Below are 14,436 nucleotides of genomic sequence, written 5' to 3'. Positions count from 1 at the left end.
TCAACGACGTCGATAACGATTGTGATTCACTCACTGACGTTGACGCACTTTCACTCGCGCTTGTTGACGCTGACGTGCTTAACGACGTCGATAACGACTGCGATTCACTCACTGATGTCGACGCACTTTCGCTTGCACTCGTCGACGCTGATGTACTTAACGACGTCGATAACGACTGCGATTCGCTTACTGATGTCGATGCACTGGTGCTTGCACTCGTTGAAGCACTCTGGCTTGCCAAACTGGCACTCATTGACACACTTTGACTAGCTGAAGTCTGTGCTGACACGGAATTGCTTACACTTGCAACCGTGCTTTCACTAGCACTGATTGAGGCAGATTCGCTGGCTGATACTGAATCTACCAACGACTGACTTAAGGACGTGGATTCGGAGGCCGAAGCACTCGTGATCAGCTCCTTATCCCCATCAGTCAGCTTGTTCACATTTACCAGCAGTTCTTCCTCATTGCTATTACCATTGACCGCACTATTTTGATTGAAGGTACTCCAGACCTTCAGATCCATCGTAATCTGATTCAAATCAGCAACACTTTTACCCGTAAAATCGGTGGTAAAGCTCAGCACGGCCATCCCACCTTTATACAGGTAAATCCCGTCATCATTTTCAACCGTCACTAAATTAACCCCACCCGGCCAATCATGAATAGGGTTTGGATCTTGCGTGGATGGTACCAAGCCAATCGGCTGCGCTTTATCGCCTTGATGGGGCGCAATTGACGCTTCGTAATCTCGCAAATTAGCCAAGACCGTCCCTTTCGGATCATTAATATTAATGTAGAAGTGCACGTAATTGCCGTAACTCGACCCTTGCGACTGCATAACCAAGGTCCATGTGATCGTCTGTTCCTTTGGGGAGTATACCGCTTCAAGGGCGTAAATCGGGTCTGTCAGATCATTCGTCACATAGTGCAGGGTGATGATCGAGGCATCAGTTGTCATCGCTTCGGTTTCCGTCGTCGTAGCAACCGTTGGCATCTCCATTAAATTGGTCGTGAAGTAGGCAGGGCTGTCCTCCATTAAATTCAAAAATGGGACCGTTAAGCCCGGCTGCACAATATTCGTTGCCAAAACGTCCGTCAACGGGGCCGAGACCAGTGTCAAATCATCTTCCGTTACTGGGTCGGCCACCTTGGTTTCAGCTGACGAGCCCGAAGTTGGCGCCGGTACTGTGGAAGCGGCCGAAACCGCTGATTGTTCCGGTTGGTCTGATGGACTGTTTAACGGTGAAATTGAACTGGTCGATTTTGCAATTGATTCGCTGATTGAAGAACTGTTGGAAGCACTAAAAGACGTCGAATCGGTGAGCTGATCACTATACGACGTACTATCGCTGGTTAAAGAAGCCGAAGTTAAATTAACCTGGCGTGCATCAGCCAAGACTTCACTTTGCATGGCGGAAGTGACGGTTGCAGCTTGGGTATCCGCAAAAGCCGCCTTTTCCATCATCGCCCCGGCCCCCAATAAGGTCGTGGCCGCTAAGACCCCCTTAAAAATACTAGTGGTCCGTTTGTCATTATCCTTCAACGGCCGCTGGTTGCGCTGCTGTTTGGTCAGACCCACCCGAGCCGCTAAGCTCTGGCCCTTTGCTTTGCCAGTTTGATACAATTTGCCGCGGGTGGTGGCTTGCTCCATCCCGGTTGATGTTGGTTGCTTCTTCAATTTCTCCACGCCCTTTCACTGCCAGCTGGTTTAAGTCCTACCAGTCAATCATTTCTCTTTCTCGTGCAGTAAGCGGCCGAAATTGTCGCAAGTTTGATTTAAAAAGAAGGACCGTTGTTTTTGGTAAGTTCAAATCAACGATCCACTTTCGGCAATTCTGGACCTTGTTGCTTTAATTTCCTCAGGTTCATTGCTTTTAAAGCAAAATCTAAAGCGGTTCCATTTTTAATTAAAATAAAAATAGTTGTTTATCGATGTATAATTTATCGATCGAAAAACATTGTTGTTTACACTTTTATTTTAACATAAGATTAGTAAACGCTATCGCTTTTTTCGAATTGATTCAAAGAATTAATGAACAACTGAGCAAAGTCTGGGACCTAATTCCAGCTAAAAAGCCACCACTTAACCAAACGCCGTAAAGCGTTCAGTAAGTGATGGCTTGCGATTAAATTAAGATTGGTTTATAAAGCCATGCGGATTTAGTGCGTCTGGAGTCGTATTATTGCACCACTTCCTTGTCAGTTTAAGTCAACTGCTCATAGTAAAGTTGAGCTTCTGCTAATGAAATTTTCCGGGCTAAGGCCAGGGCTTCTACGATTTGTTTTTGTGGCATCCCTTGGGCTTGGAGGGCATGAATCAAGCCCAGTGTCATTTCATCGCGACCTTCTGCGCGGCCTTCACTCAATCCAAGTTTCCATTCATCCTTCAGTCGCATTTTTAAATTCATCAGTGCGCGCCTCCGCTATCAGCTTGCGCCACTTGCTCATAGTAATGTTGGGCTTCTGCTAATGAGATTTTCCGGGTTAGGGCCAGGGCTTCCACAATTTGCTTTTGCGGCATCCCTTGGGCTTGGAGGGCATGAATCAAGCCAAGCGTCATCTCATCTTGCATTTCATCGCGGCCTTCCGCTCTTCCTTGATTAAGGCCTTCTGCTTTTCCTTCCGCTCTTCCTTGACTAAGACCTTCTGCTTTTCCTTCCGCTCGCCCTTGATCAAAGCCTTCGCTTAACCCCAGTCGCCATTCATCCTTCAGTCGCATTTTTAAATTCATCAGTGCGCGCCTCCGTTTCTTATCCCGATTATAGTCATCGATTTCCTTCACCAACCTGACCGCCAACGGGTTGGTGTTATCGCGCCGGCGGTTCATGACGTCCAGGACCGCTGCCAACTCTGGAGTGATCTGATCTTTGGTGCCCAAGGCATTGATCAGAATCACGTGCGAGTTGGTCGGCAGGCGCAACTGCCGGTCGTCATCCTCGTAGTAGTGAAACTGGTACAACCGCCGGTCCTGCCCGCAGGGATCAAAAGCGCAAAAGAAGATGACGTAGCTTTCCCGCAGGTCATCGTAATCTTCGCCCTTCTTCAGCGTCTCTTGGTCAATCTGCGCCTGGTAGTAGCGAACCCGCTTGCCCAGCCCCGGTTGGTTCGCGACTTGCATTTCCACGTCGTAAAACCGTTCCTGGTCGTCCTCAATGATCGCATCAAAGCGGACGCCGCGCTCATCATCAAAGGCCAGGTAGTTGACCGGATGCTCGTTCTCCCGCCGTTTGACCGCCGTGATCTTGAGCTCCGGTAAGATTGCCCGCAGAATCGCCAAACAATTCTCCTCGTGCTCCATCACCCAGCGGAAAATCAAATCGTTGGTGAAATCAAAATACTCTTGCGCCATCTCATCGCTCCTATTCTTATTGTAGCATCCCCACTGCCTGCCGGCGAGCCGGGCGTGCCACTTTTACTCGGGAGCTTTCTCCCTAATTATATATACGCGAAACGGGGCAATTTTTAATTTTATTTCACAAACTTTTTTTAGGGGGCCTTAGCCACGCTCATCCAGCCGTCCGCCCAGCAAATTTTCACAAAAGAAAAACACGCTTTCCCAGCGAAAAGCGTGCCCTTGAATTAATGCTTTGCAAAGAAGTCGCGGTAGACGTCCGGGACCACCCGGTCGGCCGCTTGCCATTGGGCCTGGAGCCGGTTTTCCAGTTGGTCGCCCGGGGCAAAGACCGCTTGCAAGTCCGCCACCATTTGGTCGACTTGTGCTGGTTGGTAACGGTTGACCGGGGCCACGTAGCGCGGCGCGTGCAGGGTTTCTTCAAAGCCCATGATCAACATGTTGTTTTCAAAGGCGCCCCGCACGGCATCGAGGATTTCGTTGCCGCGGTTGATATCCAAATAGACGTCGGCTTGCGCCACCAGTTCCCGCACCGTCTTGGTTGCGACGGTTGGGTAGAGGTCAACGTTGGCGTAGTGGTCCAAACTCATCAGCTTACTGGACATTTCCGTCACCGCCGCGATCGCGAAGTGGAAGTCCGGCAAACCCTTGATCAGACTTTCAATTTCCACCAGCTGATCAGAATTAGTCAGGATCAAGATTTCCTTGCGTTCTTTGTTGAGTCGTTGGAACGGATAAGCGTAGCCGAGGTAGCTCAGCTGGACTTGTTGCTGCGGCTGGTCGGCTACCAAACGGCGCAAGTTGTCATACGCGGCCTTGGTCTGGACGACAATTTCGGCATTCGGTCCGAGGTTGCCGTTTAAGATAAACTGCATGTTGCCCGGAATCGCATCTTGGAGCGGTTCTTGCCAGAAGAGGCGCGGGTACTTAACGGCTGCCCCCAGCTTTTGGACGACAAACAGTGGCGTGGACAGGGAGTTAAAGTTGATTTGGCGAATATCCAGGTCCGCTTGCTGCAGGTAGTAAGCAATGATCTCGGTTTGGTTGTTAAAGAAGCGCGGCTGGCCGTTAGGTTGGTAGTAGACCAGTTGGCCGGTCAGGTGGTTGGAGACGACAATTTCTTGACCGGCCCGGGTCAGGTAGGTGGTCAGCGTCGGGTGGCCGGCTTCATCATAATCCGTCACCGCGTGCTTAAAGCCCCATTGGTTGTAGTGATCAACCACCCGGACCCGGCCGTTGCGGTCAAACCATTCCACCGTCTTGACCGGTCGGGAGTTATCGGTCGTGGCAAAGGTAATCCGCCCCCGTTGGATCCCCATATCCATCAGCTTACCGCCGCTGCCGTTAGCCTCAATCGCCCAGTAGCGCGGCAGATCAATCTGGTTAAAGTAGCGCGGTTTGCCAACCAATTCTTCCCCGGCCAGCTGCAAGTAGTACTTCAGCGGGGAAGTCACATCGTCAGGCAAGAAACCATCGTCGTGCAAGACGACCGTCGGGTACTTTTGGCCGGCCACCAACTGGGAAAATTGCAGGTCTTTGCTTTCGACCGTGTAGAAATCAAATAAATTAATCATCCGCTTGCACCTCTTTCAACAATTGGGCCCACTTAGCCTCAATTTCTGGTTCCAAGTAGTCCGCCGCCAGGTCATAGGATACTTGTTCCGCCCGTTCTAAGTCTAATTTGGCAAACAGGGCCACCAGCGTCGTCGTCAGCGCATGGATCGCTTGCTCGCCCGTTTCCCCGATTTCGTACGGAATCAAATAACCATTTTCGTCGTTGCGAATAAAGGTCTGGTTCCCGTAACGGACGTCAAAGCCAATCATCGCCAGTCCGGAACCCACGGCTTCAAGCAAGGTCAGCCCAAAGCCCTCACTGGTGGAAGCCGAAATGTAGGCTTGGTAGCCTTGGTAAACATCCGTTAAGTTCTGGTGCCCCTTTAAGTGGATATAATCTTCCGCTTGCCCGTCCTTAATCAGCTGTTGCAACTTGGCCCGTTCGCCCCCTTCCCCGTAAATATCCAGGGTCAATTGCGGGAATTGGGCCTTGGCGGCCATCACGGCTTGGACTACCCAATCGAGGTGCTTTTCCCCGGCCAAGCGCGAAGCCGTGATCAGGCTAAACGGCCGCCGCGGCGTGGTTGGGTACTTTAATTCCAGCAGACTGCCGACCGGAATCGTAAAGATTTGCGGGTGGGCCTGGTTGTACTTAGCAAATTGGGCCGCTAACAGCTCTGTCTGGACTTGAGTAGAAGTGATGTAAAAGTCAATGTCACGGTGATGCTGGAAGGCGTACTCGTAGTAGTTGTTCCACAAGATATGATCATCATTGGTGTTATTGACACTAAAGTGCTCAGCGTGCACGACGCTGCCGACCTTAGCTGGCCCCTTGTGGGCTAAGATTTGTTGAGCCATTCCGGTCCCCCGGTCAACGATGATCACGTCCCCCTTTCGCAAGGCCAACCGTTCCAAAAAGGCGGTGATCAATTCTTCCTTGGACAATAACAGTTGACCCGGCAGGCGGAAAGTCGCGTTATCACCAGTCGGCAATTCTTCCATCGCCACGGAGCCGTCCTCATTAAAGAAGCGGCGCACCATCAGCTTGGCCTTGCCATCAACCGGGGCGTAGTATTCACTCATGTAGCGGCCGTAGCTAAAGAAATCCCGGTGAAAGAGGTTACCACTGCGCACGTATTCGGCCCGCAAGACTTGCTCGCTGCCAGCGCGCCGCAAAATGGCCCGCACGTAGTATTGATCATTAAAGATGTACGTCACCACGTCGCCTTGGCGTTCCACTTTCGTTGGTTGGTCCGCAAAGGTCGCGGTCAAATCCGCCAAGGTGTAGGTCGTCGGCGCAATTTTAAAATCACTAAAGGCTTGGTAGAGCCAGATGACTTCCTCATCTTTAAAGCCCAGGTTGGCGGTATAGTGCTCAATGTTTTGGGCCGAAATAAAGTCGGTAAAGATAAACTTTGCCTCCACCCCTAAGTGATGGAAGACTTGGGCCCGGTAAGCCTGGGCGTATTCGACCCCGCTGCTGGCCCAGCCGATCCCTTGGTTAAAATTATAAACAGTCATCATAACTCCTCATTTCACTACTTGATCTGAAACGGTTTTCACGATCGATTTATTTTTGATTATACAACGGAAGTGGCCGCACGCAAACGCCTAGCACCGAAAAATCTCCCCAATCGCCGCTGACCAAGATTACCGCAAGACACTCATCAAGGAAATAATAACCCCCATAATGATCGATAAAGCAATTAAAAACATCAATTTTTGCTGGAGGTTAAAGGATTTTTCCTTTTTCTTTTTGGTGGGTTTGAATTGCTCCTTGGCCAACCGGTTCGCAATGTCGCTCGCCAGTGGATCATCATGCTTATTGTGCTCGTTCATGTACTTTCCCCCTAGACAAAGTAAATCTGTTTTTCACCCTTTTTGTTGATATCAATCGTACTCATTAATAAGTGGCGCGTAATCCGGTGGTACAAGTCGTGGCGCATCGCATTATATGAGCGCAAGGCTTCCTTGTGATACTCATACAAAGGATTGCGCTGGGCCGTTGAGCGGCTGGCGACGATCGTTTGCAGCTGCGTCAGCCCGTCGATTTCTTCAACCCAGCATTCATCAATCGCCTTGAGGACGACAATTCGATAAAAGTCATTTTCTTCTTCCGCATTGGCAAAACTGGCCTGCTTGCGGGCCAATTCTGCTTGGGCAATCTTCATCAAATAATTGACGACCGTCGCTTGGTCCGTCAACGCTAACGTCGTCGGACGGTCAAAATATTGGTAGGTTACGTTATCTAAAATGTAGCGGACCAGCTGATCCACCGTCAACTGCGGGTGGGTGGTAAAGAACCGGGTAAATTCAGCCCGTAAAATGGCCGGCAGATCCAGGTCGACTTTTTCGCCGTACAACAAGCGGTTCCGTTCCCCAATAATCAATTGGCGTTGGATCTGGGCACTTTCGTCCATTTCCAGCGATTTCCGGCGCTGTTGGCGGTCCGCACTGTCACTGGCCTCTTGGGCTTGGGCAATCGCCCGGCGGAATTTAGCGGTCGTAATTTCCTTGGGATGGGCGGGATCCATTTGCCGGCGGCGTTTCTTGTAGTATTTCTGCAACCAGCGGGCCCCGTGCTTGATCACAACATGATCTTCCAAGGAGACATAGAACTGACTGGTCCCGGGGTCCCCTTGCCGCCCGGCCCGGCCCTGGAGTTGCTGGTCAATCCGCTTGCTGGCCATTTTTTCGGTCCCGATTACCGCCAGGCCACCGAGTTCTTTGACGCCGGGGCCGAGTTTAATGTCAGTCCCCCGCCCAGCCATCGTCGTTGCGACCGTCACCGCCCCCTTTTGGCCAGCTTCGGCAATGATCGCGGCTTCCTTGGCCGCATTTTTGGCGTTTAAGACACTGTGCGGAATTTTTTGTTGCAACAGCAATTCCGAATAAATTTCTGAAACTTCCACGTTGGCCGTCACCAAAAGAATTGGCCGCCCAATTTTGTGTAAGCGTAAGACCTCTTGCAAGGAAGCCATCAGCTTTTCCGGCAGGGTGGTATAGACCTTATCGGGCAAATCCACCCGGGCAACGGGCCGGTTGGTCGGAATCTGAATCACCCGGTCGTAGTAGGTCTCAATAAATTCCTTTTCGGCGACCTTCCCCGTCCCGGTCATCCCCGAAAGCTTCTTAAACTTCCGGAAAAGATTTTGGTAGGTGATCGAGGCCAAGGTCCGGGTATCCGGGGAGATTTCGGCTTGCTCTTTCATTTCGATCGCCTGGTGCTGACCAGCCTGCAGCTTCATGCCTTCCATCACCCGGCCGTTAGCAGTATCCAATAGTTCAACCTGATTGTCTTGATCCACCACGTAATCCTTATCCCTCTCAAACAACCGGTGGGCCTTTAAGGCCAAGTTGGTCGCCCGCAAGAGTTCGGTGTGGTGGCCGTTAAAGGGGTCTTTGACCGCAAAATAGCGACTCATCACATTATGCCCGGAATCCGTAAACCAAACAGCGTGGTCTTCCTTATCATACTTATATTCTTCATCCTGCTTGAGGGTGTAAATAAATTCATCCGCCACCCCCAGCCAGGTCGATTGGACCCGGGGCGAACCGGAAATCACCAAAGGCATCACCGCACTATCCAAGAGGACGGCATCGGCCTCATCGACAATCGCGTAGTTAAAATCGCGCATGAACTTATTTTTGACGTTGGTAGCCAAATTATCAAACAGGTAGTCAAACCCTAAGGCCGCATTAGTAGTGTAGGTAATGTCCGCCCCGTAGGCTGCCCGCTTATCCTTAGTGGTAAATTCCTTAGCCCCCGGCGCAGCAAAGCCGACCCGACAGGTCAGCCCCAGCCACTCGTAGACCTGGCCCATTTCGGTCCCATCCCGGTACGCCAGGTATTCATTCGGGGTAACCAGCATTGCCCCGTCCCCGCTCAGACCGTTTAGATACAGGGGCATCGTCGCCGTCAGGGTCTTACCTTCCCCGGTCTTCATCTCGACAATATTGCCTTGGTACAGAGCGATCCCGCCCATGACTTGCACATCGTAGGGAAACATCCCCAATACCCGCCGGTCGGCCTCGCGGACCACCGCAAAGGCTTCGACCAGCAAACTGTCGAGGGATTCACCGTCCTGTAAGCGCTGGCGAAACTTGCGGGTATAATCCTTGAGCTGGCCATCACTTAAGGCCGCCATCTGCGACGCCAATTTATTAATTTGGTTGGTAATCCGGCGCAGCTTCTTGACCCGGGCCCGGTTTAATGATGGCTTTTTCATCTTGCTTGCCTCTTTTCTTCCATCGCTTGCTTAATCCAAGTACTGATTAATAATCGCCAGCCGTTGTTCCTGGTGGTTAGCATTGCGCACCAGGAGCTGTTGGTAGTTGACGTTGGCGTGCAAATCTTCATTAACGACCACATCTTCAGCGTCATCATCTTCAGCCAGTTGGGCGGCGGCCTCCACTTGGGGTTGAACTTCAGCGGTCACGTCAGTCAGATCCAAGCGGTGAAAAATGACTTCCGTACAGCCCGCACTGACCAATTCAATCGCGTAAAAGTAGGCCTCCGGCACAAAGGTAAAAATCCCCGTGGCTTGGCGAATTATCTGCATTTTGACCAGCTTGCTCTCGTAGTCAAACATCAAGACCCGCAAATACAGCCCGGCTTCGTAATTACTTTCCGCCACCAAGTGCAATTGGTAGTGGTGATTATGAGCCAGTAAGGGCAGCTGGGGAACGGCATGGGCCGTCGAAAAATTAAACATCTCGTCCCAGTGATAAATGGTCGATCCAGTCGGTAAAAAGGGATTGCGAATTTCGACGTGATCCCGGGCCAAAAATTTAAGCCGCGTGCCGTGCAGGTAAGCATGGGTAGCCGACTGCCCGGAACTGCCGTAATACTTAGACGAGCGGTACACCCCATCGCGAATCTCGCCGGGCATCCCCCGGTAATACAGATCCGCAGGCGATTTAATGTAAATACTGTCCATTATCGTTTCCTCCGGTCAAAATCGCGCTCCATCACGGTCCAAAATTGCTTTTTAAGCCAGGTAGCCGTTTCATTTAACCCGTCATTGTGGTGACCGTCCAGCCCCCGCCCAATCACGTAGGGGTGCTTGCCCGTCTGCGCCAAGTGGACCAACAGATCATGATAGGTCTTATCATCATAGTCGTCTTGGCGCATGTAGGTCAGCATCAGGGCCGTCGCATCCAGATCGGTCTGATCAAAGGTCTCCCAAAAACGGGCGTTGAGGGCTTTCACCATTGCCTTGCGTCCCGCCTTTTGTACGGCACGGGTAGTATGGAGGTTAATCACATCCAAGGACGTCGGGAAGGTCCCGTAGCGGACCGACTGTTCCCGTTGGGCGACATCGCCCAGGTTAGCCAGGGGCTTCCCAACAATAATGCTGTGGGCACCGAGCTGGCTGCCGTAATACATAGCGCCAAACGTCCCGGCCGAAAGTCCCGACATATTCAGCTGGTGGCGATTAAAGCCGAGGGCCTTTAAGCACTGCAAGATCCGGTCTTTGATCTGGGCCTCAAATTCGGGGCTGCCGAGGTAAAAACCGGTCCCTTCAATCCGCGGATCCGCAAAGAGCAAGAAGGGCGCCCCAAAGGAACGCATCATGTAATAGGCTTCAAACCCTTCGGCCATCCGGTACCCGGAAAAGTAGACGTTCAGCGGTGGCTTTAAGTCGGCCGGGCTGAAGTAATAATTGACTTCGCGGCGGTCGTGATCGACAATCCGACCCCCGCCCGGCAGAAATTCGCCCATTTCATACCGCGACCAGCGGAAGTGGACGTTGCCCAGCGACAGCCAGCCCTGGCCCTTGGCTTCAAAGGTCACACAAAGGTTCCCTGCGGCCAGGGTGTCATGAATGGGCACCTGATCTACCATTTGGGCTTCATCAAAGACCAGCCGCTTGGAAAAGTCGTAGGCATTGCCCGGGGGCGCCTCGTAAACGACCATTCGCAGTTCAACCCCAGCGCTATGGGAATATTCCGGCCAAATCTTCAATAACTTATGGGGATCGATATAGGCTCCCCACCGGTAGGTCCCGACCGGTTGAAAGTCGGCCCCAAAGTCCCCGCTTAATTCGACGGCCAAAAAGCCGTTAAATTCCAGGCTGCCCCGGTAGCCCGGGGCGACCTCAAACATCGAGGGGTCAATCTTCCCACCCCCCTGGTGGTCAAAGAGCCGGGTTTGCAACCAGTTGACGATGGCTGGCCATTCCGTAAGCGGGAGGGGCCGGACCACCTTCCCCTTAAAGTAAGCCTGGGCCAGGGGGCTGGTCGCATCCGCCAGGACACTGGGCGCACAGGTTACCCGGTAGCTGTCCACAAACCGATACAGGACCCGTAAATCGGCATCGGTCGGACAGGCTGCAAAGTACGCCCCCATAAAGCTGCGCAGCGGTGGTTGCGACTTGGCCTTGGGTTTGGGCGCTGGCTGGGCCGGTTGGGAAGCAGCTGCCTTGGACTTTAACTTCGGCTTGGGCGCCAACTTAGCCAGCAGGGCCGCCACTTCCCCCGGCGCGGCGTAGTGCCACTGGTGCTCCTTATCCGGTGCCAATGTGGCCGTTAAATCGGTCGGCCCAATTAATAAATAGTGTTCCATGGTTTACCTCGCCTCTTTAATCGCGGCTTGCAGCCGCTTGACGATCCGCCCGCTGGTGTAATCAGCAATCTTATTGGCCGCGTGAACCAGGGCGGTATTCCAATTTTTCAGCCCGTCTAAGTAAAAGTGAATCGCCGGGGCCAAATCAGTGGTGACGTTTTGCAATAAGCGACCGTTCTTGCCGTCTTCCACGTACAACGATTCCGCCCGCAAAATTTCCGGAATCCCGGCACTGATTCCCGCAATTTGCAAGAAGACATCCGGGTGCGGCGATAAGTCGATCAACAGCCGGGTGGTGTGGATGGCTTGGATCAGTTGCGGTTCTGCACTGACCGTGACAAAGTGAATATCCCGTTTCCGCGCATTTTCCCGCGCGGCATCCAGGTCGTCGGCCAACTGGTTTTCCGCGGCAGCCGCTTCCACCTGATTAAAGGTGTACTGATCCGTCAAAGCCAAGCGCTCATCCAGCTCGGCCACCAGGGCTTCAATTTCTGCTTGGCGCTGCCCCCCGCGGAAGGTCAGCAAGGTCAAGTCGATCAATTCATTTTCATTCATCGTTTTCATAATGATCTCCAAGACCACCCGCAAGGCCGCCGCCGAAAGGCCATCAATCAAGAGCATGATCTTTAACAAACGCTCTTGGTTACTGATCCCCAGACTAAGCCGGGTATCCAGTGGCGGCAGCTGCAAGACCTTGGCGCCACTTGCTTCCAAACGCTTTTGGTTATAATTGGAGTCGGCAATCGTCAGCACCGCTTGCTGGGCCAGGGCCGCTTCCGCTGGCTCCGTCAGTTCAGCCCGGTCGCCAAAGTAAGACATGACCAACTGATCGTTGGGAATCACCTGGCCTAGCATCTGGTCGTGGAAGGGATCGGCGGCGGCGACCACCAGATCTGCCGGCTGGATTTGTTCTTGGACAAACTGGGTGAACTGCTCGGTAATCAAGCTACGTAAGTCGGGGTAAATCCCCTGGTGGCGGGCCAGGTGGGCCCCACCGACGATGTGGACCTGCCCATCGGCGGCCACATAAAACTGTTCGTTGCCCAGGTGATCGAGGTAGGCCTGGCGCACCAGTTGTTGCTGTTCGTTATACTCACTGACCCGCGAAACAAACCCCCGGTCGTCAAAGTCTAATTGGCGGTACCGTTGGTCGTTTTTAAAGAGGTCCATCACGATCAGGTTCCCTTCCGGCCCCATCGAAAGCTGGGCGTAGCGTTGGCCTTGACTAAAAACGGTGACGGTAAAGGGATTGTAGACGTAATTGGCATCCGCCGGCCAGGCAAAGTCGTGGTAATCGAGGTTGACGACCGGTAAATCAGCCGGAATCCCCTGTAAGTAATCAAAGACCGCTAAGCGCGGCACTTCATAGATCCCCTGCTGGTAGGCAAAGTGCCGGAGGTTCGGAAAATAGACCGGCACCAGTAAGGCACTGGGCTGACCACTGCGGGTGAACATCCGGACTTGGTTAATCGTATCATCAAAGCCGTGCTGGGACTGGCGAAACCAGACTTGTTCGCGACTATTCCAAGATTGGTCGCCCCGGTACCAAGCGGGTAAAAAATAGTACATCCTTAGGCCTCCTCGTGATCAAATAATGGCCGGTACTGCTTGCGAATCGAAAGGATATTGATCTGGTCGATCATCCCCATCGAAAACCCAACGATCATTAACACATACCCTGGTAACATGTAGATACTCAGCTGGTGCGGATGGCTGACAATCATCAGCATTGGCATTCCGGCAAATAAGACGTTGTACACGCCGCCGACAACCCCAAAAAGAAGGGCAATGTGGTTAATCCGCCGCTCGGTCGCCTTACCGGGCCGCACGCCGAGCAGGTAGTCGCCGGACCGTTGAAAGGCCTTGGCTTGCTGTTCTGCATTGACATTGACCAAAGCAAAGGCCAAAGACAGGGTAAACAAAAGGGTAATGTAGAGAACAATCCCCGGCAACTTGGTAAAGCCAAAGTTCGTCGCCCCCCACTGCAACCAGTGACTTTGCGGGTAAAAGGTCAGCATAAACAAACAAAAATAGGTCGGCAATGTAATCATCGACATGGCAAACATAATCGGCATCCCCCCGGCTGGGGTCAGCTTAATCGGTAAGTACGACCGGGAGGCGTAGGTATTGTCAATTAACAGCCGCACCAGGGGCAAGCGGTACTCCCCCCGGTCCGCCAAAACGTTGAGGTAGGCAAATAAGACCATGATCACGACCAAAGCCGCGACCACCAAGGCCAAGCGGGACGCCGAGTGATTGGCGATGGCCATGATCCCAGCTAACCCAGTCTTCATCGCCGCTTGGAGGATATTAGCCAACACTAACAGGGTCAAACCACCGATCCCGAGCAAGGCATTCATATTCGACAGCCACATCACCAGCATCGTGCCGGCCGTCAAAGTAAGCAAGACCGCCCCTTTGGCTTCCCAGCCCGGCTGGGTCAATTGCATCGAGCTGACCAGGACAAAGCCTTGAATGAGCGTCAGCAAGAGGGTAATTTCCTTGGAAATTAAGTCCTTGCGTTTTTCTGACAGGCGGTCCATCCCAAAGCCTCGCCCCTGGGTGACCAAATTGGAGATAATCATCGCCGACATCCACGGCGAAATCCCGAGGCTAAAGAGTGAAAGTTGCATTAAATTCCCCCCGGTCGCTAAGCTGGCAATGTGCAGACTCGCATTTTCAATTACCAGCGACTTGGCATCCGTATAGGGCAGGGGAATCGACTTCCCCAGGATAAAGATAAAGACAATCAGCACCGACCAACAGGCCTTATGAAAGACCGGGTGGTTGAATTTAAATTTTTGCCAAGTATGCACGGCATGGCCCCTCCCCACGATTTTTCAACGATTTTCGCTGCTTAGCACCGGCGCAACGACTTGCCTCGCCCCGGTTTTAACAGTACTTTTCTTCTATGTTAAGTGGTGCTTTCGGGGATGTCAATTGGATTTTAACAGTAGAT

The 14,436-nt window shown here is 52.5% G+C and carries 10 protein-coding genes and 1 pseudogene; all 11 read right to left on the bottom strand.

All coding sequences use genetic code 11. From position 1 onward, the window contains the following. A pseudogene (locus BN54_RS10450) lies at nt 1-1,681 on the bottom strand (hypothetical protein); the annotation flags it as partial. A 526-nt stretch (nt 1,682-2,207) separates the two neighbouring features. Beyond that, entirely contained in the window at nt 2,208-2,411 is a 204-nt protein-coding gene (locus tag BN54_RS00730; protein WP_019205207.1) for a hypothetical protein, read from the bottom strand. Next, entirely contained in the window at nt 2,411-3,352 is a 942-nt protein-coding gene (locus BN54_RS00725) for an Rpn family recombination-promoting nuclease/putative transposase (protein ID WP_019205206.1), read from the bottom strand. The genes BN54_RS00730 and BN54_RS00725 overlap by 1 nt, the downstream gene beginning before the upstream one ends. Nucleotides 3,353-3,582: 230 nt before the next feature. Then, on the bottom strand, nt 3,583-4,929 hold the full coding sequence (gene gtfB, locus BN54_RS00720) for an accessory Sec system glycosylation chaperone GtfB (protein ID WP_019205205.1): 1,347 nt from the start codon (nt 4,927-4,929) through the stop codon (nt 3,583-3,585). After that, nucleotides 4,922-6,430: an accessory Sec system glycosyltransferase GtfA gene (gtfA, locus tag BN54_RS00715; RefSeq protein WP_019205204.1), complete on the bottom strand. Its 1,509-nt coding sequence runs from the start codon at nt 6,428-6,430 to the stop codon at nt 4,922-4,924. The genes gtfB and gtfA overlap by 8 nt, the downstream gene beginning before the upstream one ends. Nucleotides 6,431-6,559: 129 nt before the next feature. Next, entirely contained in the window at nt 6,560-6,748 is a 189-nt protein-coding gene (locus BN54_RS00710; RefSeq protein ID WP_019205203.1) for a hypothetical protein, read from the bottom strand. An 11-nt stretch (nt 6,749-6,759) separates the two neighbouring features. Further along, on the bottom strand, nt 6,760-9,138 hold the full coding sequence (gene secA2 / locus BN54_RS00705) for an accessory Sec system translocase SecA2 (protein WP_019205202.1): 2,379 nt from the start codon (nt 9,136-9,138) through the stop codon (nt 6,760-6,762). A gap of 30 nt (nt 9,139-9,168) precedes the next feature. Next, nucleotides 9,169-9,849 (bottom strand): accessory Sec system protein Asp3, encoded by a 681-nt coding sequence (gene asp3, locus BN54_RS00700; protein ID WP_019205201.1) that lies wholly within the window; start codon nt 9,847-9,849, stop codon nt 9,169-9,171. Further along, a complete protein-coding gene (gene asp2, locus BN54_RS00695) occupies nt 9,849-11,477 on the bottom strand; it encodes an accessory Sec system protein Asp2 (RefSeq protein WP_019205200.1) in 1,629 nt (542 codons plus the stop codon). Before asp2 ends, asp3 begins: the two co-directional genes overlap by 1 nt. Before the next feature lie 3 nt (nt 11,478-11,480). Continuing rightward, nucleotides 11,481-13,046, bottom strand: a complete 1,566-nt coding sequence (gene asp1, locus BN54_RS00690) for an accessory Sec system protein Asp1 (RefSeq protein WP_019205199.1) — start codon at nt 13,044-13,046, stop codon at nt 11,481-11,483. A gap of 2 nt (nt 13,047-13,048) precedes the next feature. After that, nucleotides 13,049-14,293 (bottom strand): accessory Sec system protein translocase subunit SecY2, encoded by a 1,245-nt coding sequence (gene secY2 / locus BN54_RS00685; RefSeq protein WP_019205198.1) that lies wholly within the window; start codon nt 14,291-14,293, stop codon nt 13,049-13,051. Between the last annotated feature and the right edge of the window lie 143 nt (nt 14,294-14,436).

Origin of the sequence: Limosilactobacillus ingluviei str. Autruche 4 (assembly GCF_000312405.1) — a bacterium.
GTDB classification, from domain to species: Bacteria; Bacillota; Bacilli; order Lactobacillales; family Lactobacillaceae; genus Limosilactobacillus; species Limosilactobacillus ingluviei.
Note: the sequence above shows the minus strand (reverse complement) of the source record. Positions and strands in the feature narration are given on the sequence as shown.

What these genes read in the sequence shown, in the direction of transcription:
- asp3 (WP_019205201.1), bottom strand. Translation starts at nt 9,849, where the DNA reads ATGGACAGTATTTACATTAAATCGCCTGCGGATCTGTATTACCGGGGG.
- asp1 (WP_019205199.1), bottom strand. Translation starts at nt 13,046, where the DNA reads ATGTACTATTTTTTACCCGCTTGGTACCGGGGCGACCAATCTTGGAAT.
- BN54_RS00725 (WP_019205206.1), bottom strand. Translation starts at nt 3,352, where the DNA reads ATGGCGCAAGAGTATTTTGATTTCACCAACGATTTGATTTTCCGCTGG.
- gtfB (WP_019205205.1), bottom strand. Translation starts at nt 4,929, where the DNA reads ATGATTAATTTATTTGATTTCTACACGGTCGAAAGCAAAGACCTGCAA.
- secA2 (WP_019205202.1), bottom strand. Translation starts at nt 9,138, where the DNA reads ATGAAAAAGCCATCATTAAACCGGGCCCGGGTCAAGAAGCTGCGCCGG.
- gtfA (WP_019205204.1), bottom strand. Translation starts at nt 6,430, where the DNA reads ATGACTGTTTATAATTTTAACCAAGGGATCGGCTGGGCCAGCAGCGGG.
- BN54_RS00730 (WP_019205207.1), bottom strand. Translation starts at nt 2,411, where the DNA reads ATGAATTTAAAAATGCGACTGAAGGATGAATGGAAACTTGGATTGAGT.
- BN54_RS00710 (WP_019205203.1), bottom strand. Translation starts at nt 6,748, where the DNA reads ATGAACGAGCACAATAAGCATGATGATCCACTGGCGAGCGACATTGCG.
- asp2 (WP_019205200.1), bottom strand. Translation starts at nt 11,477, where the DNA reads ATGGAACACTATTTATTAATTGGGCCGACCGATTTAACGGCCACATTG.